The sequence below is a fragment of the Halorubrum aidingense JCM 13560 genome (assembly GCF_000336995.1).
In the GTDB taxonomy this organism is placed as follows: domain Archaea; phylum Halobacteriota; class Halobacteria; order Halobacteriales; family Haloferacaceae; genus Halorubrum; species Halorubrum aidingense.
The window spans coordinates 197,222-219,730 of sequence record NZ_AOJI01000002.1; the positions used below are offsets into that span (position 1 = coordinate 197,222).

At 62.7% G+C, this 22,509-nt stretch carries 19 protein-coding genes and 1 pseudogene; 8 read left to right on the top strand and 12 right to left on the bottom strand.

Going from position 1 to position 22,509, the window contains the following annotated elements; all coding sequences use genetic code 11:
- Window positions 1-19: 19 nt before the first annotated feature.
- Window positions 20-307 (top strand): amphi-Trp domain-containing protein, encoded by a 288-nt coding sequence (locus C461_RS00900; protein ID WP_007997780.1) that lies wholly within the window; start codon window positions 20-22, stop codon window positions 305-307.
- A gap of 19 nt (window positions 308-326) precedes the next feature.
- Here C461_RS00900 and dpsA read toward each other — a convergent pair whose 3' ends face one another.
- The 6 genes from dpsA to C461_RS00930 form a co-directional block, all read right to left on the bottom strand.
- The gene (gene dpsA, locus C461_RS00905) at window positions 327-872 is read right to left on the bottom strand and encodes a DNA starvation/stationary phase protection protein DpsA (RefSeq protein ID WP_007997782.1); all 546 of its coding nucleotides are present in this window, start codon (window positions 870-872) and stop codon (window positions 327-329) included.
- A gap of 363 nt (window positions 873-1,235) precedes the next feature.
- Window positions 1,236-2,948, bottom strand: coding sequence for a hypothetical protein (locus C461_RS00910; protein WP_007997784.1), 1,713 nt, complete (start codon window positions 2,946-2,948; stop codon window positions 1,236-1,238).
- 252 nt (window positions 2,949-3,200) lie between these two features.
- Entirely contained in the window at window positions 3,201-3,518 is a 318-nt protein-coding gene (locus C461_RS00915; protein ID WP_049906160.1) for an RPA12/RPB9/RPC11 RNA polymerase family protein, read from the bottom strand.
- A 295-nt stretch (window positions 3,519-3,813) separates the two neighbouring features.
- On the bottom strand, window positions 3,814-4,368 hold the full coding sequence (locus tag C461_RS00920; protein WP_049906161.1) for a metal-dependent hydrolase: 555 nt from the start codon (window positions 4,366-4,368) through the stop codon (window positions 3,814-3,816).
- 408 nt (window positions 4,369-4,776) lie between these two features.
- A complete protein-coding gene (locus tag C461_RS00925; protein WP_007997789.1) occupies window positions 4,777-4,980 on the bottom strand; it encodes a hypothetical protein in 204 nt (67 codons plus the stop codon).
- Window positions 4,981-5,597: 617 nt separating this feature from the next.
- Window positions 5,598-6,020 carry a universal stress protein gene (locus C461_RS00930; protein ID WP_007997790.1) on the bottom strand — a complete coding sequence of 141 codons (423 nt, stop codon included), beginning with the start codon at window positions 6,018-6,020 and terminating at the stop codon, window positions 5,598-5,600.
- Window positions 6,021-6,253: 233 nt separating this feature from the next.
- Here C461_RS00930 and C461_RS00935 point away from each other — a divergent pair.
- The 3 genes and pseudogenes from C461_RS00935 to C461_RS00945 form a co-directional block, all read left to right on the top strand.
- Window positions 6,254-7,411: pseudogene (locus C461_RS00935) on the top strand (thiolase domain-containing protein); the annotation flags it as partial.
- Window positions 7,412-8,004: 593 nt separating this feature from the next.
- Entirely contained in the window at window positions 8,005-8,505 is a 501-nt protein-coding gene (locus tag C461_RS00940; protein ID WP_007997792.1) for a gamma carbonic anhydrase family protein, read from the top strand.
- Between the two features lie 113 nt (window positions 8,506-8,618).
- Window positions 8,619-10,613, top strand: coding sequence for an AMP-binding protein (locus C461_RS00945; protein WP_007997793.1), 1,995 nt, complete (start codon window positions 8,619-8,621; stop codon window positions 10,611-10,613).
- A 173-nt stretch (window positions 10,614-10,786) separates the two neighbouring features.
- Here C461_RS00945 and C461_RS00950 read toward each other — a convergent pair whose 3' ends face one another.
- Together C461_RS00950 and C461_RS00955 are read right to left on the bottom strand one after the other, a co-directional pair.
- Window positions 10,787-11,230 carry a metal-sulfur cluster assembly factor gene (locus C461_RS00950; RefSeq protein WP_007997794.1) on the bottom strand — a complete coding sequence of 148 codons (444 nt, stop codon included), beginning with the start codon at window positions 11,228-11,230 and terminating at the stop codon, window positions 10,787-10,789.
- 2 nt (window positions 11,231-11,232) lie between these two features.
- The gene (locus C461_RS00955) at window positions 11,233-12,327 is read right to left on the bottom strand and encodes an amidohydrolase family protein (RefSeq protein WP_049906162.1); all 1,095 of its coding nucleotides are present in this window, start codon (window positions 12,325-12,327) and stop codon (window positions 11,233-11,235) included.
- 152 nt (window positions 12,328-12,479) lie between these two features.
- Here C461_RS00955 and C461_RS00960 point away from each other — a divergent pair, with 152 nt between their 5' ends.
- Together C461_RS00960 and C461_RS00965 are read left to right on the top strand one after the other, a co-directional pair.
- Complete coding sequence (locus tag C461_RS00960) at window positions 12,480-13,235, top strand: SDR family NAD(P)-dependent oxidoreductase (protein ID WP_007997796.1); 756 nt, start codon at window positions 12,480-12,482, stop codon at window positions 13,233-13,235.
- 53 nt (window positions 13,236-13,288) lie between these two features.
- Window positions 13,289-14,965, top strand: coding sequence for an aldehyde ferredoxin oxidoreductase family protein (locus C461_RS00965; RefSeq protein WP_007997798.1), 1,677 nt, complete (start codon window positions 13,289-13,291; stop codon window positions 14,963-14,965).
- Between the two features lie 108 nt (window positions 14,966-15,073).
- Here the strand turns inward: C461_RS00965 and C461_RS00970 are convergent, their stop codons facing one another.
- From C461_RS00970 to C461_RS00985, 4 genes are all read right to left on the bottom strand, one after another.
- Window positions 15,074-15,976 (bottom strand): ABC transporter permease, encoded by a 903-nt coding sequence (locus C461_RS00970; protein WP_049906179.1) that lies wholly within the window; start codon window positions 15,974-15,976, stop codon window positions 15,074-15,076.
- 92 nt (window positions 15,977-16,068) lie between these two features.
- Window positions 16,069-17,643, bottom strand: a complete 1,575-nt coding sequence (locus C461_RS00975; protein ID WP_007997803.1) for a sugar ABC transporter ATP-binding protein — start codon at window positions 17,641-17,643, stop codon at window positions 16,069-16,071.
- 18 nt (window positions 17,644-17,661) lie between these two features.
- A complete protein-coding gene (locus C461_RS00980) occupies window positions 17,662-18,975 on the bottom strand; it encodes a sugar ABC transporter substrate-binding protein (RefSeq protein ID WP_239639076.1) in 1,314 nt (437 codons plus the stop codon).
- Between the two features lie 164 nt (window positions 18,976-19,139).
- Window positions 19,140-19,916, bottom strand: a complete 777-nt coding sequence (locus tag C461_RS00985) for an SDR family NAD(P)-dependent oxidoreductase (RefSeq protein ID WP_049906165.1) — start codon at window positions 19,914-19,916, stop codon at window positions 19,140-19,142.
- Window positions 19,917-20,092: 176 nt separating this feature from the next.
- On the opposite strand from C461_RS00985, the gene C461_RS00990 reads away from it, so the two are divergent.
- Together C461_RS00990 and C461_RS00995 are read left to right on the top strand one after the other, a co-directional pair.
- Window positions 20,093-20,947, top strand: coding sequence for a BKACE family enzyme (locus tag C461_RS00990; protein ID WP_007997806.1), 855 nt, complete (start codon window positions 20,093-20,095; stop codon window positions 20,945-20,947).
- Between the two features lie 362 nt (window positions 20,948-21,309).
- Complete coding sequence (locus tag C461_RS00995; RefSeq protein WP_007997807.1) at window positions 21,310-22,077, top strand: IclR family transcriptional regulator; 768 nt, start codon at window positions 21,310-21,312, stop codon at window positions 22,075-22,077.
- The last annotated feature ends 432 nt before the right edge of the window (window positions 22,078-22,509 follow it).

The following is a 22,509-nucleotide window of genomic DNA, read 5'->3' on the forward strand; positions in this document are numbered from 1 at the left end:
TAACTCGGTAGAAACAGCAATGAGCAATTCCGAACAAGACGAGCGAACCGTCATCAGAAGCGGCCGCGACTTCGAGCAAGAGTATCGCCTAGACGCGAGCGAGGCAGGCGAGTTCCTGATCAAACTGGGCGAACAGCTCCGCGACGGGGACGAACTGACGATCGTCACCGACGAGTGGGAACTACCGTTCGCGTTCGGCGAGCCGGTGGAACTCGAGATCGACTTCGAGGGCGTCGGAGAACCCGAACTCGAGATCGAACTAGAACTTCCGGGACGAACCGACGAGACGGCACCGGACGTGGAGTGACCCACCGGTCCGTACCGCCTCAGTTCGTTGCGGATTCGAGGACGAGCGTGTCGTCTTCGAGGTAGTGTTCGATGTGGTGGGCGTGCGCTTCGAGGGTCTCGAGCTGTTCGCGGAGCATCTCCTCGGTCGCGTAGTCGCCGAGACCGGAGGTGAGTTCGATATGCTCGCGGTAGCTTTCGATCACGTCGCCCATCATCTCGAGGTCGTTAGCCAGCGAGGTCCGGATGTCGTAGACGTCCTCGTCCTCGGCTTCGACGGTCGCGTTCTCGACGAGCGCCGTCATACTCGCGTGCGGGACGCCACCGAGCGCCTGGAGTCGCTCGGCGAGTTCGTCGGCGGCGGCCTCGACGTCCTCGTAGACCTCCTGGAGGAACACGTGAACCTCGAGGAACTCCGCGCCCTCGACGTTCCAGTGGTGTTTGTGGAGCTGGTGGTAGAGGACGTACGCGTCCGCGAGGTCCGTGTTGAGTGCCGCGACGATCTGCTCGGCTTTCTCGGTGTCCAGTCGGAGTGCGTTCTCCTCGACGGTGCCTGCTTCCTGTTGTACGGTCTTTTGGGTGCTCATTACAGTCTTCGATTGGGACCGAACTCTCTTATAACTTTTCAACTAAAAAACAATTTTTCGTACGACCTAAAACGAGCGCGCAGACGTCCGATCTGAACGGGAAAGGCGATGCGTACCCGCATTCGAGCGCTGGACACAATCGTGGCTCTAAACGGCGATCATATCAAAATTATAGGACAGCATCTGAGGGCGGTTTTCGGTGGCGCGCTGCCGATTCGGTTCGGTCCCCGGGAGAACAGGGCCGGGCAGTGGGCGGTCAGATACCTGTGGGTATCGAGGCGCGGACAAGCGGCCTTGTCGTCGACTCCGTGTCCGCCCCCCACTACTCGGAATTGGCTGCCACAGATCGATTCGACCGGAGAGTCAGCGACCGACGAGGGCCTCGCCACCGACCGTTCCGACAGTGGCGTTCTCCGCGCCGGAAGTCGACTGGTTCGTCGGTGTTTCGATCTCGATGGACTCGTCGTCGTACACTTCTAGGGTCTCGATCACGGTCCCGTTCGCCGCCACTCGGCGGACGATGACGGTTGGCGGCTCCTGGGCCGGCTCATCGGTCGCTTCGTCGTCGGGCGCCTCGACGGGCGTCTCGACGGGCGTCTCCCCCGCGAGGAATTGGGTGATCGCGTCGGTCTCTTCGAACCCGTCAACGTCGCCGGAGCGCGCGTCGACGAACGCAACGTACGCGATGCCGCTGTTGTCTTCGGGGACGACGCGCACCTGCCAGTACTCCCGATCGTCGATGACCGTGAGGATCGGCTCGGCCGGAGAGAAGCGGTCCCAGTCCGTCTGCGGGGCCGATTGCCGGACGAGATCCGCCGCGCGCTGCGGGCCGAACAGCGAGTCTTCCGGAACGTATCGCTCGAAGGCGCCGGTTTGCCCGTCGATCGTCCACAGCTCCTGGAGCCCCTGCGCGTCGCCGTACGGCTCGACGGCGACGACGTACTGGGGGCCGGATTCGGTGAGGACGAAAAACGGCTGATCGTTTCCGTCTCCGGGAAGCGGTGCGACCTCGATCTCGTCTTCGTGGCTCGTGTACGTGTTGAGAATGCCGTTCCGGTACTGCGTCGCTGCGACCGACCGGAGCACCAGGTCCTCTGGGTACAACTGTTGGTCGTCGAGGATCGGGCTGTCTGCGGCCGCCTCGGGCGAGAGCGTCTCGATCGCTCCGCTCGGATCGATAACGGCGACGCCGCCCCACTGCGGCGTCGAGTGCGGAATCGGCGTCAGATGGAACGAGGGCTCGGAGAAGGGAACGACGATGTACTGCGTGTTCTCGTGAACGACCATCTTGGGGTCGCCGTAGTCGACGAGGTACGCCTCGGATTTGAGGAGCTGCCACCGGTAGTTGCGGTGGAAGACCGTCCCGACGCCGGTCTGCAGTTCCCCGTCGACGGACCGGACGTTCGCCTGTTGTGTCGTCATGTCGACGAGCACGGTCCCGGCTTGGCGCTCCGTCAGGGCGTTGAACAAGCCGTCCGGAGCCAACGGAGCCGCCCAGTACGGTGTGCCGTTCACCACGCTAATGTCGGTCTCGCCGACTCGGTACTGCGGTCTGTTGAGCGTGTTCGACGCGTATCGATCTGCGACAGCCCGGGTGACGATCCGCGGGTTGTCGGCGTCAGCGTTGTCGAGACGCTCGACCGTCGCCGCGCTGCCCATCGTCTGGTCGCTCAGCGTCACGCCGGCGACGGCGTTGGCGACGGGCAACAGCGCAAACGCGGCGATCACGAGCACGACCGCACCGACGCGGAGCGGCGTGATCGCGTGATCGTCGCTGGTGAGCGCGTTGATCGCCGTCGCGGCGCGGTCGCCGGATCGCGAAACTAGCCACGCGGTGACTCCACCGGCGACGACGGCGAGCAGCAACAGCGGCGTCGTGTACACCGTATAGACGACACCGTGGAGCCACGGTCGGAAGAACCACCCGACGGCGACGGCGAAGAGACCGACGACGCCGAGGGGAATCCACGCGGGAGACGACGATTTCTGCGGCCCCGAATCGGTCGGGGGCCAGTCGGTGAGATCGTCGTCGGGCGACGGTTCGTCTGAATCATCGGAGGGAGGGCGTGTCGACATCGTACTGGAGAGTGGAATCGGTTGTCACGAGCGGTCGCTCCGCAGCGACGCGAGCCGACGAGCAGGCATCGAAACGCGGGATTGCAACGACCTGCCAACGTGGAGGGCGACTCGGAGGACCACGGAACGAACTGTCACCTGCCAGTATAAAATAGTGTCTCTGTTGAAATCAACAGCGGTCGACTCCGGGAGTTGAGAGTCCGATGTGGCGGTCTGTGCATATTGTAACGGGGAGGTTCGCGAGACGCGCCGTCAGGACTCGCGCCACTTGCGGCCGCACTCGACGCAGGTGAACAGTCGGACCTCGTAGGAACCGCCCGGCTTCGGCATCATCTCGTAGGAGGCCCGGTCGCTGTCGCAGTCGTCCGCCGGACAGGGCTCCTGCATCGTCTCGGTAGAGCCCTGGGTCGCGTCGGCCACGGCGGGGGCGCCGTCGTCTCGCTGACCGTCTTGGGTCGCCATCGCCGCTTCTGCTTGCGAGTCCCGGGGCTCCTCGTTCTCACAGGAGCGACACACCCACGTGTCGCCCTCCGTGTGCATCATCGAACCACATTCGGCACAGAATTGCATATAACCGAGGAGCACACGGTTGTCGGATATATGTGTTAACTTCCGATCCGCCGTGGAGTTCAGGCAACTGCACGTGCCGACGAGGCTGAGTCATAGACGATTCGGAATAAGACTTCCAAGTCGATGCCGACACGATCGTCCGAATCGGCGGTTTCTACTCGTGGCTCCTCGGGTTCATCGACTGCGATACAGAGTGAGCTACCACGCGCCGCTCGCGCGACTGGACGGCCGGCGAGGGCGTCTCTTCCCCCGACGAGGTCGGCCCGTATCGTGTCGGTCCGTTCCCGTGGCGGGCTCACAGTGGGAGCAGCCGATGGCGATGGTCGGGAGATGTGGTCAGATACGCGATCGAAACGTGGACCACCACCATCACCGTGAGGAACCCGACGTTGATCCAGCTGGCGTTGTACCAGACGACGTCGATGCCCCAAGACCCGTCGACGAGGGGCCACAGCGGTTCGATGGGCGTCGAGAGGTCAGGCGCCGAGAGCATGTCCGCAAACACGTGACTGAGGCCTCCGGCCAGGAGTCCCAGGAACGAGAACACGAACAGCTGGGACCTGTCGAACCGCTCGCTCTCGATCCACTCGTCGATCCGACCGGTGAACAGCGCCGCGAGGACTGCTGCACTGACCAGACTCGCGACTGTCACGAACAGGACCGTGTGCGTCACCCCGTGGTGATGTACCTGGCCGGGGAACAGCTTCACGAGCCACAGGTCGATATCGGGGAAGAGCGAGGCGACTGCCGCGAAGGCGACGAACACGACGCTAGCCCTGTCGTTCCAGACGAACCACGCCGGAAGCGCGAACAGCAATCCGAACGCGACGTGGCCCATCAGGTCTACCATCGGCCGCCACCTCGAACTGACTCGACAGGCGTCATTCTGAGCCTACAGAGTGAACGTGACGATTGCGAGGATGACGAAGCGGGTGACGAACCGTTTTGCGACATTCGTACTGAATCCGACCATCCACCCGAGCATCGAGCACCAAGTACCGCTGCGACGACCGCGAGTCTCAAAAAGAGGGCTGCAAGCTCGATGAGATCACCCCCGAACTGCAACGGCGCCGCCTGGGTTGAGACGCCGCTATCTAGCTCTTCGCGTGATACAATCATAGCCAACCTACGGTTCTCGAGTACGTTAATCCGTGACCTATTCACCTTCATTCTGTTTTTGAGTAACCGGGTGATTCCATCTGTAGCAACGGTGCTCTCGTTTGAGCAGATCACGGTCTTTCGACCCCGTTGCATCTCTCTAGAGTGGATTTTCAGAAGCGTAGCACGTCACGCGGAGTTTCCCGGACCCGGTGAGGATTTGACTGCTCAGCGATTCGCTAGCATACCGGGTCGAGACGATCCCGTCGGCGAGCTCTCGAAGGTTCTCATCGTCGGGCAACTCGATGAGGTGCAGGTCGTCCAGCACAGCCATCCCGAGGTAATTGAACAGTATCGTCTGCATCACGTTGAAAACACACTATGAGCTGATATTTATTCGATTGTATCAAGAAAAATATCTGATGTATTTCCTATTTTTATATCGATCGTGTTTCTATTCGTATGTGTTTATGGCACGCTTGAGGAAGTGAGACCAAACCGTCAACGAGAGTGGAATCGCGTCATCGGCGAGAGAGAGCGCAGTCTCTACGTCGCGTTTTTCGCGGACCTCCACGAAAGACGGTGCCGCGAACGGATCGTTTCTCGTCGTGTAACGCCCTGAACGTAGCAGATCGTCCGGTGTGGATCAACGGTGGAGTAGTGTAATGCTGTTTCACCGACTGTTGAATCACCGTTGTATCAACCGCGGTGTGACTCGAGTTCCGACCAGTTGCTGGCCGGAGAGCCAATAGTATAAATATACTATAATTTATTTATCGGGTATGCTTGTACTTATTTATAAGAAAACAAGATAGTTATTGAAATGTATAAATCAGGCAGAGCGCTAGACACCGAGTGTCACTAGCGGCGGCGGTGTTGCTTCTCAGTCCTCGGACGCCACCCGGCTCGGCACCGACGCGAAACGCCCCGACTGGGAGTGCTGATCACCCCAGCGGAGAGAGCGGCCGTCGGTAAGCCGGGTCACTGGTTCGACGGTGTGTGCTCGACCGGGACGATAGTCACCGGAACTGACGACTCGAGCGCCACCGACTGAGTGACGCTCCCGAAGAGCGCTTTGCCGGCCGGCGAGCGTTTCCGTCCGCACAGCACGACCTCGTCGGCGTCTAACTCGTCCGATAGATCCACGATCGACTCCGCTACCGGAACGTACAGCTCCCTCTGTTCGACCGTGATGCCGGCGGCAGAGAGGATGTCCGTTGCTTCGATCACGCCTGGGCTCTCCTCGTCGAAGCGGTCGTCGCCTGTACCGCGCGAATCGTCGCGGTAGGCGTGAGCAACCGTCACGGAGAGTTCGTCCGTCTCGCCGGGAAGCCCCGAGACGTACCGGGCCTGGGCGGCCGCCCGATCGGTGTCGTCGTCTACCGGGAGTAGTATCTCGTACATCGCGTGCGAAATAATAGCGTGTGTCGATAAATACGTTCCCCTAGACGGCAGTCGGGAACGTCGACCGTCCACGGTCGATGGGGCGTCCCCCACAACGTGTGAGATTGCCGCCCCGAAGCGAGTGGGCGGCAAAGCCGAACCGAGGAGTCGGGGACGAGACAGAGCGAGAGCGCCCAAAATTCGGAGTCCAGGGACCGTAACAGCTACAATCCGGACGGGAATAGTCGAGGTGTATGCACGCAGTTCGCATAGCCGGTGCTGGTTCGACAGCATTCGGTGCATCTCCCGAACGGACCGGGCGCGACCTCTTCGGAGAGGCGGCCCGTATCGCCATCGACGACTCGGGCGTCCCGAGGGCGGATATCGACCGCCTCTGTTACGGGAACTTCGTCGGAGCGATCACCGAACGTCAGGGTCATCAGGCACCGCTGATGGCGAACGCGGCGGGCGTGACCGCACCAGCGACGCGGTACGAGAGCGCGTGTGCGTCGGGCGGCGTCGCGCTGAAAAGCGCGGTCGAGGCGGTCCGGTCCGGAGCGGCCGACGTCGTCCTCGTCGGTGGGATGGAGCGGATGCACAACGTCACGACGGAGCGGGCGACTGAGGGGCTGGCGATGGCGGCGGACGACCTCTACGAGAGTCGTGCCGGCGTGACGTTCCCCGGTGCGTACGCGCTCATGGCGCGTGCGTACTTCGAGGAGTTCGGCGGAACGCGGGAGGACCTCGCCGCGGTCGCGGTGAAGAATCACCGAAACGCCCTCGGAAACGAGAACGCCCAGTTCCAGAAGGAGATATCCACGACCGACGTCCTCGAAGCGCCAACCGTCGCCGATCCGCTCGGACTGTACGACGCCTGTCCGATCACCGACGGGGCCAGTGCGTGTGTCCTCGTCAGCGAGGCGTACGCGGAGCGTCACGACCTGAACGCGTCGGTCGCCATCACGGGGACCGGACAGGGGACTGACGCGCTCGCGTTACAGCACCGGGCATCGCTCACGCGGACCCCGGCAACGACTCGAGCGGCGACGGTCGCCTACGACGACGCCGGGATTACCCCGGGGGATGTCGACGTGCTCGAAGTCCACGACTGCTTCACTATCGCCGAGGTACTGGCGCTAGAGGGGTTGGGGCTGTACGACCACGGGACGGCCATCGACGCCGCGACGGCCGGGGAGACGGCGGCGGACGGCGACCTCCCGGTCAATCTCTCGGGCGGACTGAAGGCGAAAGGTCACCCGGTCGGGGCGACCGGCGTGAGTCAGGTCGTCGAGCTGACGAAGCTACTCCGCGGCGACCACGTCAACAGTACCGCGGTTTCCGACGCCTCCGTCGCCGTCGCCCACAACGCCGGCGGAACCGTCGCGAGTGCGACGGTCCACGTCCTCGAGGTGCGTTCCCTGTCTCTTATACACATCTCTGATGGCGCGAGGNTCCGTCGCCGTCGCCCACAACGCCGGCGGAACCGTCGCGAGTGCGACGGTCCACGTCCTCGAGGTGCGTTCCTGATGCGCGAACAGAGAGAAGACGGCTACGACGACCTGCTCGACGCGCTCGAGTCCGACGCCGGCTACTACCTCTCCTGTCCGGCGGGCCACGGGTCGCTCCCGCCTCGACAGGTGTGTCCGAGCTGTGGCGACGAGACGCTGTCGACGGAGCCGCTGCCAGACACGGGGACGGTCGTCACGTTCACCGAAATAGCCGTTCCGGCCCCGGCGTTCACCGGCCAGACACCTGTGGTGGTCATCGCCGACTTCGGTCCGATCCGACTCACCGGACGACTCCTGAACAACTCGGACGCACTTGAGGTGGGAAGTGAGGTGATACCGACCGTCGCGTCGTCTGGAGGCGGCGGCCGTCACGTCGGCTTTCGACTCGCGTCCGAACGCTGAGTTCGGCCTCGCTCCTCGCATCGTGACGCTCCGTACCGTATCGTTTCTGCAGCAGTCCCGGTAGCACTATAGTGCCCTGACCTCACTGTGTCAGCATGCAGCGCACTCTCGAGGAGATGACGCCGACCGTCGCGGAGTCAGCCTTCGTCTCGGAGCAGTCGTACCTGATCGGCGACGTCGTGGTCGGTGACCGTGCGAGCCTCTGGCCGTTCACCTGTCTTCGGGGGGACGGCGGCTCCACGGTCGTCGGCAGGGAGACGAACGTCCAGGAGTTCACGATGCTCCACGGCGCGATCATCGGCGACGAGGTCACCGTCGGTCACAACGCCGTCGTCGACTACGCGACCGTCGAGGACCACTCCCTCGTGGGGATGGGGAGCCGCGTCCTCCGGGACGCGACGGTCGAATCCGACTGCATCGTCGCCGCCGGTGCGGTGGTCCTCCAAGACCAGACGATTCCGGAGGGACACCTCGCTTACGGCGCCCCGGCCGAGACGAAACCCCTCACGGACGACCAACGCGACGAGATCGACCGCGTTCACCAGCACTACGTCGATCTCGGCCGTCGGTACAAAGCGGCCGGCGGGTTCGAGTGACCGGAGCGGTCGGGTGACCGACCGCGGCCGTCGAACGGAACGTATCGACGGGTCAATCGCGGTGACCCCGATATTTTATATCGATTGCTGCAGCAAGCTTGAGGTACGCAACCATGACAGAGGGCACCCACGAAGAGCCATCCATCGTCCACGAGCCGAGCCGGGAGTTCGTCGAGTCGACGAACGTCTACGAGTTCATGCAGACGTACGGGATCGACGACTACGACGAACTCGTCCGTCGAACCACGGAGGAGGTCGACGGCGTCGGGGCGTCGGGCGTCGAGTGGTTCTGGGACACCATGCCGGAGTACCTCGGTATCGACTTCTACGAGCCGTACGAGACGGTCCGTGACGACGCTAACGGCCCGCAGTTCTCAGAGTGGTACCCCGGTGGTGAGCTCAACCTCGCACACAACGTGGTGGATCGCCACGCCGCCCCCGATGCCGAGGCGAGAAACAGCGTCGCGTGTCTCTTCGAGGGCGAGCCGGGCGACGTCAGGGAAGTGACGTACCACGAACTCGCTCGCCAGTCGAACAAGGTGGCGAACTACCTCGAATCGGTCGGCGTCGAGACCGGTGACACCGTGGGGATGTACATGCCGATGGTCCCGGAAGTCATCTCGATCCTGTACGGCTGTTTCAAGGTCGGCGCCGTCGCGGTCCCGATATTCTCCGGGTTCGGTGTCGAGGCCACGGCCACGCGCATCGAAGACTCGGAGTGCTCGGTGCTGTTCACCGGTGACGGGTTCTACCGGCGCGGGAAGTCACTCACGCTCAAAGGGGCGGCCGACGACGCCATCGCGGCGGCGGGCCACGTCGAACACACGGTCGTCTACGACCGCCTCGGCGACGACGCCGAGGTCCCGATGGGGGAGCGCGACGAGTGGTGGGAGGACGCGATCGAAGGCCGCGACGACGAGTACGACACCAAATCGCTTCCCTCCTCACAGGAGTCGATGCTGCTGTACTCGTCGGGGACGACCGGCAAACCGAAGGGCATCGTCCACACCCACGCCGGCGTGCAGTTGCAGTGTGCCAAGGAGATTCACTTCGGCTTCGACCACAAGCCCTCGGACCGCTTCTTTTGGGTCTCTGACATCGGCTGGATGATGGGCCCCTGGACGCTCATCGGCAACCACACCTTCGGTGGGACGGTGTTCATGTACGAGGGGGCGCCCGACCACCCCGAGCCCGACCGGTTCTGGGAGATGATCGACCGGCACTCGCTGTCGACGTTCGGCATCTCCCCCACGGCCATCAGAGCGCTGCGCAAACACGGCGACGAGTGGGTCGACGACCACGACCTGTCGAGCCTCCGGATTCTCGGGTCGACCGGCGAGCCGTGGGACCCCGAGTCGTGGCAGTGGTTCTACGAACACGTCGGGCAAAGCGAGGCGCCGATCATCAACATCTCCGGCGGCACGGAGATCTGCGGCTGTTTCCTGATGCCGATGCCGACCCAGCCGCTGAAACCCACCTCGTTAGGCGGTCCGGGACTGGGAATGGACATCGATATCGTCGACGACTCCGGGAACTCTATCGCCGACAGTCACGAGCGGGGCTACCTCGTCGCCCGCGACTCCTGTCCGTCGATGACGAAGTCGCTGTGGTCCGGCGACGATCGGTACCTCGAGGAGTACTGGTCGACGTGGGACGACCTGTGGGACCACGGCGACTTCGCGCAGAAGGACGAAGACGGCTTCTGGTTCCTCCACGGGCGGGCCGACGACGCGCTCAACGTCGCGGGTCGAAAGGTCGGCCCCGCCGAGATCGAGGGCGTCCTCACCGAACACGAGGCGGTGAACCAGGCCGCCGCCGTCGGCGTCCCCGACGAGACGACCGGGACCGCAGTCGTGACGTACGTCGTCCTCGAAGACGGCTACGACGGGAGCGACGACCTGCGTGGCGAACTGTCGGCGCTCGTCGGTGATGAACACGGCAAACCGTTCCGCCCGCGTGAGATCCTCTTCGTGTCCGACTTCCCGAAGACGCAGTCGGGCAAGGTGATCCGACGGGCCATCTCGTCGCTCTACCAGGGCGAAGCGCTGGGCGACATGTCGAGCATCGAGAATCCCGAGGCGCTCGACGAGATCGAAGCGGCGTCGTAGCGGGAAGCGACGGACGGACTACGGCGACTGCGTGTTACTTTTCGTGGTGATCGTCGCGCAGGTCGATCTGCGTGAGCGCGTGGAGAACGGAGAGTCGACGGGTCGAACGGTCGACTCGGTCGATTCGGTCGGCTCGGTCGACTCGGTCGGCTGGGTCGATTCGGCTCCCGCGGTCAGTCCGAGCGCTCGGCGTAGGGGGTAACGCCGGCGGCGTCCATCTGGTCGTGGAAGCGCTTCCGTCGGGCCTCTCGCTGCTCGGTCGCCATCCGGTCGTTGGTCCAGATCTGGCCGCTGGTGTCCTGGTGGACCTCGCAGGTGTCGACCTCGTCGAGCGCCTCGACGCGCTCGCGCACCTCGTCGTTGATGTCGAGGAAGTACGTACACCGCTGTGAAGTGAGGAGGAGCGTCACCTCGACGTCGCGGTCGTCGACTGCGATGGACTCGACGAGACCCAGATCGAGGATGCTGATCGGGTGATCGCTCATGCAGCTACAGGGGTCGAGCACCTCGTCGAGTTCGGCTTTGACCCGCGTTTTGCGCTCGTCGTCGAACTCCGTGTTCGGGGTGACGTGTGTGGCTGCTTCCGTCCGTGCGTAGGGGTCGGTGTGTGCGGACATGGTCAGTCGTCGGACGCGAGCACCGAGTCGGCCTCGTAGGTCGACCACGGGTCGGCGGGGTAGTCGCCGCTCTCTTCGCGCTCTTTCCGAAGCTGGTCCCACTTGTCGCCCTTGATATCCTTCTTGATCTGCTCGGGGTCCTTATCGAGGAGCCGGAGCGCGTTCTTGCCCAGAATCTTCTCTTTCATGTCCTGGGTGACTTCGGGGTAGTCGTAGTCCTCGATGAGGTCTTCGGGCATCTCGAAGTTCTGAATGCCGTCGATGGGGGGTTGCGGGTGCAGCGCCGTCGCGCCGCCGGCGTAGACGATGCGGTCCGGCCCGGCCCAGTAGAGCATCTCACCGAGCGCCTTCGCGAACTTCCGCGGGCGGGTGTTGACGAGACAGGCGGTGTTCTCGAGGTTGGCGTAGACGTTGTCGTGACTCGCCATCGCGAGCACCGTCTCCTCGACGAACGAGAAGCCCGCGTGAATGATCTCGAAGTTGATATCAGGGAACGAGTTAGCCGCGTCTTCGATGTCGTCCGGTTTGAAGTAGCGGACGGGCGCCGTCGCGAACGGGATGAACTTGTGGATCGCCAGCGTGTCGACCTCTGAGTCGGCGACGCGCTGGAGGAGCGGCCAGACGGCGTCTTCGGTCAGCTGAAGCGAGAGGTCGTTGCCGTTCTGGTAGCGCGCGGGGTAGAACTTGATGCCCTCGACCCCGTCTTTCGCGGCGAACTCCTCGATCTGGTCGCCCGCGTCGTCTTCGAGCGGGTTGACGTCGACGTACATCGAGACGCGCTCTGGGTTCTGCTCCATGAACTCGAACCCCTTCTCACGGGAGACGTAGCCGTCGTGGAAGTAGTCGTCGAGCGGCAGCGAGTGGTACACCGAGTAGTCGATCTGACTCTCTAAAAAGAGGAGCCGAGCGAGCTCTTCGGGCTGGTGATCGCGGTAGAAGACCTCCTCGGACGGCACGTACCCCTCGGGGAGAATCTTCGCCCCCATTTCGTACGTCTCGTCGTCCCAGACCTGTGCGTGCGGGTGTTTGTGATTCTCCGGCGTGTGATTGAAGCAGTGTGACACGGAGTCCACTACGAGTGAGCCACTGTCTAGCATCTCGTTTGAGAGATTAGATGAATCATTAATAAACATTTGGGTTAGTGGCGGGACGTGTGTGCGTTGACAGTGCGCGACCGAGTCGGGACACGGCCAACTGAGCCGGAGCCCGAGAAACACTTATTTGAGCGGCAGTAGCACCTTCGTTCGTTATGTCCGAGCGTCTGCAAGGGAAGACAGCACTGGTCACCGGTGGCTCCTCCGGCAACGGACGGGCCATCGCTCGACGGTTCGCCGAGGAAGGGGCGAACATCACCGTCGCCGACGTCCGCGACGACCCTCGAATGGGCGGCGAGCCGACACACGATCTCATCGAGAGCGAGGGCGGAAACGCGCAGTTCGTCCACTGTGACGTCAGTTCGGTCGACGACCTCCACGCGGCGGTCGACGCCACCGTCGAGGCGTTCGGCTCGCTGGACGTGATGGTCAACAACGCCGGCGTCGAGCGTCAAATGCCATTAGAAGACGTCACGGAGGAGGACTACGAGTGGCTCATGGACATCAATCTCAAGGGCGTGTTCTTCGGGAGCCAGGCGGCCGTCGAGGTGATGCGCGAGCAGGACGACGGCGGCAGCATCATCAATATGTCCTCGATCGGCGGCATCCGCGGCTTGGAGAACTCCTCGCTGTACTGTACCTCGAAAGGCGGGGTGACGAACTTGACCCGGGAGTTGGCCGTCGAACACGGCGAGCACGACGTCCGCGTCAACGCCCTCAATCCGGGGTTCATCGAGACGGCGATGACGATGGAGGACGGTGACACGGCCGGCGGCATCCTCGAGCAGACGCCGCTGGGGCGGGCGGGCCAACCCGAAGAGGTCGCGGACGCGGCGCTGTTCCTCGCGAGCGACGAGTCGTCGTTCGTCACGGGGCACAACCTCGTCATGGACGGCGGCTTCACCGCCTGAATCGGGGCGGGGTGAGCAACACTTATTATTTGGTGCCCGCGACAACTGTGTGCATGCTTCACGCAGAGGGACCCCTCTTGACGGTCGACATCGGCGACCGCTCGACGGAAACGACCGACATCGACGAGATAAACGAGACGTTCATCGGCGGGCGCGGCGTCGCGACGCGGCTCGCTCACGACCGACTCCCGTTCGACGCCGACCCACTGGGAGCGGCGAACCGGCTCTACTTCGCGACGGGACCGATGCAGTCGTCGACCATGTCGTTCACCGGTCGGATGAACTGCACTGGCGTCTCACCGCTCACGGGGGGGCTGCTCTCGTCGAACGCCGGTGGATTCATGTCGCGTAACTTCGCCGCGACGGGGTACAGCGCCGTCGAACTCGTCGGGGCGAGCGACGACCTTGTCATCATTCACGTCACCGACACCGGCGTCGAGTTCGAACCCGTCCCCGATCTCGCGGGCGCGACGGTGCCGGAGACGCTGGAGTACATCGAGACAGAACACGGCATGGAGAGCGACCACGTCGCCTGCATCGGCCCCGGCGGGGAAAACCAGGTCCGCTTCGCCTCCATCTTAACCTCGGAGTCGAGAGCGTTCGGTCGTGGGGGGCTGGGTGCGGTCCTCGGGTCCAAGGGGGTCAAGGCGATCACGTTCGACGGCGATTCGAGCCCGGAGATCGAGATTCCTCCCATCCAGATGGACGTCCACCGCGACGCGGCCACCTCCGACCACATCATGAAACGGCAGGGAACGACGTCGGTGACCGAACTGGCCAACGAGGTGTCGGCCCTGCCGACGCGGTACTTCTCCGAACTGGAGTTCGAGGGGGTCGAGGGCATCAACGGAGACAGAGTCGAAGAGAAGAAGTTCAAGAAGGCGACCTGCTCGTCGTGTGCATTCGCCTGCAAGCTCCCCACGAGAGACGAGGACAGAGGCGTCGAGACGGAGGGCCCGGAGTTCGAGACGGTGATGTCGTTCGGATCGAACGCCGGCGTCGACGACATCGTCGACGTGATGCAGTCGAACGAGCTGTGCGATAGATACGGGCTGGACAGCATCACCTGCGGGAACGTCGTCTCCGCCTACTTGGCGAGCGAGGGGGAGTTCGGAAACACGGAGCTCATCTTCGAGACGGTCGAGAAGATCGCTCATCGGGAGGGTATCGGCGACCTCCTCGCGGAGGGGATCGACCGGTTCCACCGAGAGTTAGGCGTCGAGAACTGGACCGTCAAAGGGCTGGACTTCGCCGCCCACGACGGCCGCACGCTGAACGGCCAAGGGTTGTCGTACGCGACGGCCACCAGGGGTGCAGACCACATGTTTACCACGATGTACGCGTGGGAATATCCCCTCGTCGACGGCGAGGAGGCGTACGATCCCACGGGCCTAGAGGGGAAACCCGAGATGGTCATCGAGCAGGAGAACGCCCGCGCACTGGAGGACTGCGGCATCATCTGTCGCTTCTCGCGGAGTTTCATGACGCCCGAACGGCTCGAGGGGTTGTTCTCGACCGACTACGAGACGCTTCTGGACGTGGGGTCGACGGTCGTCGACCTCGAACGGCACTTCAACAACCAGCGCGGTGTCGACCGCGAAGACGACACGCTCCCGTACTCGCTTCCGGACTTCGAGGCGGCGCTCGACGAGTACTACGAACGCCGCGGCTGGACCGACGAAGGCACCGTGCCGAGCGGTCGCGTCGACGCCGTCGCGAGCGCCGACTGACCGGCCGCTCCGCCTTTTTTCTCCAGTTCTAGTATCAGCCTGCCAGCCGCCCTCGGCTGCCGCGATCGGGATCGGTGATGGATTCGGTAAAAATCGGGACGCGCCGTTTTACTTCACCACGTCGATCTTCTCACGGTCGATCGACAGGGCCACCGCCCCGACCACCACGAGTCCAAGGATAATTTCCTGGACGAACGAGTCGATACCGGTCAGGTTCATGCCGTTGTTCAGGACCGATATGACGAGCACCCCCAGAATGGTTCGGTGAGGCCCGCCGACGCCGCCGGTCAGCGCCGTCCCGCCCATGACGATGGCGGCGATGCTGGGGAGCATGAGCCCGCTCCCGATGTTCGGAGAGGCCGACGAGATGCGCAGCGTCAGCAGCACCCCGGCGGTCCCACAGAGCAGTCCCGACAGCACGAACGGGTAGATCTTGTAGCGGTCGACCTTCGCCCCGGCCAGTTCGACGACGCGCTCGTTCTCGCCCAGCGCGAAGCAGTACCGGCCGAACTTCGTCCGGAAGGCCAGCACGATGGTGCCGACGTAGATGAGCAGCCCCCAGAGCACGAGGTTGGGAATCCCGAAGACCTCGCCGTTCGAGATGGTTCGGATGGCGGGGTTCCGGAACGTGATGGTCGACCCGCCGGTGATTATCTTCCCGACCCCGGCCATCACCGAGAGCGTCCCGAGCGTGACGAGGAACGAGGGCACCTTGAGCTTCGTGAAGATGATGCCATTGAACAGGCCGGCGAGCATCCCGACGCCGATGGCGATCGGGATGGCTAGGAGGCCCAGGCCGAACTCCGAAATCAGGACGACGGTCACGACGCCCGTCAGTAGCACCATCGACTCGACGGAGAGGTCGATGCTTTGCTGGAGAATGGGGAAGGTCCCCGCGAGCGCGACCAGCAACAGCGTGACGGCGTTCTTCGCGACGTTGTCGATCAGGTTGGCCTCGGTCAAGAAGCGGTCCGTCGTGAACGAGAACGTGATTATTAACCCGAACAGCATGACGAACGGGCCCAGATCCTGTATCCAGTCTTGGAGCGTGCGCTGTTCTCGCTGGTCGGTGATCCACTCGCTGACGCTACTTGTACTCATTGTCAGATCATCTCCTGTATCAGGTCTTGTTCGGTCGGTTTGTTGCCCGGCGAGGCGTCTAAAGGCTCGCCGACGAATTCCCCGTTCGCCATCACGGCGATGCGGTTGGACATGCCGATGACCTCGGGCAGCTCGTCGCCGATGAAGACGATCGAGACGCCCTGGTCGGTCAGCTCACGGCAGAGACGGTACACCTCCTCTTTGGCACCGACGTCGATACCCCGAGTCACGTTGTCCATCACGAGCACCGGGGTCTCTTGGGCCAGCCAGCGGGCGATAACGACCTTCTGCTGGTTCCCGCCGCTCAGACCGTGTACTAACGCGTTGGGTCCCGGGGTCTTGATCGACAGTTCCTCGATGGCGTCGAGGGTCGCCTCCTTCTCGGCGTCGAGGTCAAGTAACGGGACGTTGCCGTTCATGTCCCGAACCATCGCCAAGGAGGTGTTGACCAACACCGACTGGTAGAGGAGCAAGCCCTCCGACTTCCGGTCTTTCGGGATGTAGCCGACGCCCGCGTCGACCATGTCGGAAACCGTCGGATTCTGCAGGGTGGTGCCGTCGACTGAGACCGAGCCCTGCGTGATGTCGAGATCGCCCGCGAGCAGACGACCCAACTGCTGTTTTCCCGAGCCCTCGACGCCGACGATCCCGAATATCTCGCCTTCACGGACGGAAAACGAGATCGGCCCAACTGCGTCCTCGTGGACCGCCTCGTTCGCGGTCAGCGTCGTCTCACCGAGTTCGGTTTCGCGCTGCTGGTCTGGGGTCCGGTAGTACTCGTCGGCGGTCTCCCGGCCGACCATCGCCTGCTGCAGCGAGTCCGTGGTGGCTTCGGCCGCGGTCGTGTCGTCGACGCGCACTCCGTCTTTGAGAACGTAGATCCGGTCGGATATCTCTAGTACCTCGTCGAGTTCGTGGGAGACGAAGACGAACGTCGCACGGTCCCGCAGATCGTTTACGAGGTCGAAGAGGATCTGGCGGCCGCTCTCTTCGAGCGCGGCCGTCGGTTCGTCGAGCAGGATGACGGGATTTTCGGACTTCTTCGAGACGTGGAACGACTTCGCGATCTCGAGCATCTGTCGCTCGTTGAACGTGTAGTCGCGTACGCGCTCGTCCACGTCGATGTTGATACCCAAGTCGTCGACGAAGGCCTGCGCCTCCTTGCGCATCTTCTCTTTCTCGAGCACGCCGAGACGTTCGATCTCCCGCCCGAGATAGAGGTTCTCGTACCCCCGCATGGTCTTGATGATGTCCTGCTCTTGATGGACGAGCGAGACGCCGTAGTCCGCCGCCTCACGCGGGTTCGTGAACGTGACCGCTTCCCCGTCGACGAACAGTTGACCCTCGTCGGCCTGCAACACGCCGGTCAAGATGTTCAGGAGCGTGCTCTTGCCCGCGCCGTTCTCACCGACCAGACCGATCACCTCGCCGTGGTCGACTGCCAGCGATACGTCCTTGAGGGCCTGTACGTGTCGGAACGACTTCGAGATACCCTCGACGCGGAAGCTGTGGTCGCCCCCGCTGGTCGGGGTGTCCCGGTCCGCGTTCGTCGCATTGGTGTGTGTCTGTGATGCCATGGGGGTGTGTAGTGAGCGTTATTCGAGCGGATTCGACTGGAATCGGTCTGCGTACAGTTGCGTCGTCTCCTCTTGAGCCGCGCTATCGGTGTAGGCACCCGGTAGCGAATACCCGTTCGGCTTGTCCTCCTCCTTCCAGTCGAGGACGGTTTTCATATCGTCGAGGTTCATGGGTTGCATGTCGATCTGGGGGTCCCAGGCGTCCTCGCCGGACTCGACGACGGACATCTTTTTCCAGTCGTACGGCGTCTCCCCCGAGAAGATCGCGTCGTTGTAGTCGGCGGCGTCGACGACCGGGAGCCGGTCGATGGTGTCGGTCCATTCGTCCGGGTTCTTGACGCAGACCGGCGCGTTGAACGACATCATCTTCTCCGCGTCGCTGAGCGTGTGTCCGTTGAGGAAGTCGTGGCACTTCGCGACCGACCAGCCGGCCTGCCACGGACCCATACCCGAGACGGTTCCGGTCATCCGGTCTTCGGCGACGGCCGCGAGCCCCGGCTCGCTGGCGTCGATGCCGACGACGGGCACGTCGATGTCGTTCTCCTCGAGGACGGTGATCCCACCGAGCGCGACGGCGTCGTTCTGGCCGAAGAAGCCGTCGATGTCGTCGCCGTACTGAGAGACCTTGTCATTCATGACATCGCGAGCGTCCGAACGGATGAAGTTGCCCGGCTGGCGGGACCCCGCCATCTCGATGTCGGGGTACTCTTCTAACGCCAGGTCGACGCCCTTGTTCCGGCCGATGTTCGGGGCCGTGCCGCGGTTACCCTCGATGTGAACGAAGGTCCCGCTCCCCCCCATCGCCTCGAACAGCATCTTCGCGGCGCTGTAGGCGTGATTGACGAAGTGAGGTGTGAAGAACGTCACATACTCTCCACCGGCGTCCTGCGGGACGTACCAGTCGGCGATAGTGACGGCGAGCACACCCGGGGTGCCTGCCTCCACCAGCGTCTCCGCCAGCGTGATCGCGGCGGCGTTGGTGTACGTCTGACCGACGATGAAGTCGGCGTCATTGGAAACCGCCGAGTCGAACTGTTGTTGCTGTGTCTGTACCTCACCGTTGTTCGTCTGGACGTTCGTGTCGTAGCCGAAGGCCTCGCACGCCTCGAGGTAGCCTTTCTCCCAGCTGAGCCAGTAGGAGTTCTGTCGGTTCGCGATGGAGGCCATCGAGGTCATCGAGCCGTTAGACTCGCCTGAGCCGTCCGAGGATGACGACGATCCGCCGTCGCCCGACGAGCCGTCACCGCCCGAACCATCACCGCCCGAGCCACCTGTACACCCCGCCAGGCCACCCAGTGCGACCGCGGATCCACCGACGGTGGTTTTCTTCATGAACCGGCGTCTCGTCTGGTTGGTGCTATCTTGTGCCATGTTTGCGTCTATATGCTGTGGAGAGCCCCCGGTTATATAATTTATGATCGATCATGCGATACGTTTCCGCGGTCGTCACTCCCGACGGACGGGTTCCGTTCCGTCGGCTTGCGCGTCGGGTCTCCTCAATACATCACTTTGCCCGCCGAGACGTTGAGGTCCTGCCCGGTCATCCGATCGGCGGAGGGCGAACAGAGGAACGCGGCCGTGTTCGCGACGTCCTCTCTGTTGACCAGTTCGTGCCGAGGGCTCTGGTCCTCGGCGTCCGACCGAACCGCTTCGTACGACCGGCCGGTCGCCTGTGCTTTCTCCTCGAAGACTCGCTGGATGCGGGGGCCGTCGACCGATCCCGGACAGATGGCGTTGACGTTGATGTCGTGGTCACCGACCTCGGCGGCGAGCGTTCGCGTGAATCCGATGAGCCCCATCTTCGAAGCCGCGTACGGCGTCCGCTGCGTGAGCGGCCGCTTCCCCGTCACCGAGGCGATGTTGACGATGCGGCCGTACGACTGTCGTTTCATCGAGGGAAGCAGCGTCCGACAGGTGTAGAACGCCCCCCGGAGGTTCACGTCGAGGGTATCGTCCCACTCCGCCGAGTCGATGGACTCGCACGGCGCGGTCGGTCCCGCGATGCCGGCGTTGTTGACGAGCCACTCCACGCTGCCGAACTCCTCGAGTGCGGTCTCGACCGTCGATTCGACGGACTCGAGGTCGGTGACGTCGGTCTCTACTGCGCGGGCGCGCTTGTCCTCGGCGGTGACGAGTTCGACGGTCTCCTGCATCTCGTCGGGATCGAGGTCGGCGACAACGATGTCGGCTCCGTGTCGTGCCAGTTCGACGCAGATGGCTTGGCCGATACCGCGGCCGCCACCGGTAACCAAGGCTGTGCTATCTTGCTGCATACTCTCTCATCCAGAACCATGATTAATAAAAATTAGGGTTCACGTCAAGTCACGGCCCGTCACACACGCACGTACGTACCGCTCGAGAGCCGGCGTGGGATCGAGTGGCGTCACGAAACGGCCGTCCCAGACGTACCCCCGGAAGAATTAACACGATGAGATGGATGGATCGGGGTATGCCATACAGTGGGTACGAAGATTACTTCGACCGAAAGCTCATCATCTCCGTCGCGACGACCGGGGGGCATCAAGGAAAGGAGGCGAACCCGAACCTCCCGACCCAGCCCGTCGAAGTGGCACGGGACGTCGCCGCCTGTGAGAAGGCGGGGGCGTCGATCGTCCACCTGCACGCCCGTGACGAACGCGGTGAGAAGACGAAGTCGGTCGCTAGATATCAGGAGCTCAGAGACGCGATCGACGAGCACTGCGACGATATCATCGTCAATTTCACCACGGGCGGTGGGGGTATCTACCCGCGAGAAGAGCGCATCGCCCCGGTGCTGGAGACGGATCCGCGGCCGGAGATGGCGACCGTCGACCTCGGTCCCATCAACTTCGGCCAGACGCGGACGGCCGAGAATACGCGCGAACAGAACGAGGAGTACGCCGAACGAATGCGTGAGGCCGGGGTCAAACCCGAGCTCGAACTGTTCAATCCGGGGCACATCCCGGAGGCGGAACACCTCATCGACGAGGGTCTCCTAGCGGAACCCTACTGGGCGACGGTCATCTTCGGGATGCAAAACGGGATGCCGCCCGGTCCTCAAAATATGAAGGCCTTCGTCGACAACTTGCCCGACCCCGTCGAGTGGCAGTGTCTCGCGGTCGGCAAGCACCAACTCCCGATGACGACGGCGGCTATCGCGATGGGCGGCCACGTCCGCGTCGGGATGGAAGACAACGTCTACTACCGGAAGGGTGAACTCGCCGAGAGCAACGCACAGCTCGTCCGCCGGACCGCTCGCATCGCCGATGAACTCGAACGACCCGTCGCGTCCCCCGCGGAGACGCGCGAGATGCTCGGGATCTGAATCTCGAACGCTCCGCGACACCCGAAAAGCGAACGATTTTTCCAGATATATTCGGGAGGTGCGAATCGCCGTTCGGCCGCTGCCACGTGCCGGATTCGTCGGTGCCAGTACCAAGTTCAGCCGTATCGTGCTCGAAAATGAGAGAGATGTCAACTTTCGTCGGATCCGTCTTGTCGATTCCGGCAGCCGACGGAGATCTGCCGTTCGCTCGTCGCCAGAAATCGGTTGTGCAGACGCGAATACTATATACTATGTTGTCGTGTAACATGGTGACACGGAATTCAATTCCTCATCGATATCGAGAAAGTATCTCATGATTCGGTACACACGAACTTTATATACTATCCGAGGCATGCGTACGCATGAACAAGAAAAGCGGCGGTCGACAGGTACAGACCACGATGACCTCACTCGAGATTATCGAGACGTTACGCGAACTGGACAGCGCTCGAGTAACGGAACTCGCAGAGGTGCTCGACCTCTCGCCGAGCACCGTTCACGCCCACCTCTCGACCCTCGTGGATGCGGATTACGTCGTCAAATCTGGGGACATCTACCACCTCAGTCTCCATTTCCTCGGACTGGCCAGCTACGTTCGCAACAGGCGAAACGCCTACACGATCGCCGACTCGTACACCGACCAGCTCGCACGGGAGACGGAGTGTCGGGCCGTCTTCGTCGTCGAAGAGAACGGTCGGGGCGTCTACATGTACACCTACTCCGGGAAACACGCCGTCTGGAAGTACTCCACTGTTGGCAAACGGTTCCACCTCCACCAAACCGCCGCCGGAAAAGCGATCCTCTCCCGTCTCCCCCGAGAGCGAGTCATCGACATCGTCGAGCAGTGGGGGCTCCCGGCGAAAACGGAGAATACCATTACTGACCGGTCCGTGCTGCTCGAGGAACTGGAAGCCATCGAAGACCGGGGTGTCGCGTTCAACGACGAGGAGCAATTGGACGGAGTGAAGGCCGTCGGCGTCCCCGTCAACGGCTCCGATGGCCGTGTCGTCGGTGCCTTCAGCGTCGCCAGTCCCGCGAACCGGATGACCGAAGATCGGTTCGAAGCGGAGATCCCGAAGATTCTGCTCGGCGTCGCAAACGAGTTCGAACTCGAGAACTCGATGTCCTGATGACGACACGACGAGACGGCATATCCATTACAACCTTACGTTCGTAATGGTAGTCGCGGTTCGGACGACAACCCACCTCCGTTAACGTTACACTCGTACTATTGTAAGTATATCACCCGCGTACCGGCAGTCGAGACGTCGGGCCGGCCACGGTAGATCAGCCGTGGGGCGCTCACTGCGCCGAAGAGTCGCTGTCGGACCCGACCTCCTCAACGGCCGTACAGAATGGATCGGCCGGGAGCTTGTGGAGCGAGAGCAGACATCCGACAAGGTCAGTGAAACCGGTGTTCAATTCTCGTTCGTCTAAGTACCATATTTAAATACTAAACTGTATCTTGATAAGTTGGATGTCAGACGGAGGCAAACACAATTCACGACGGGATTCAACGAGCCGATCGACAGCCATCTAACCTGTCTCTTATACACATCTCT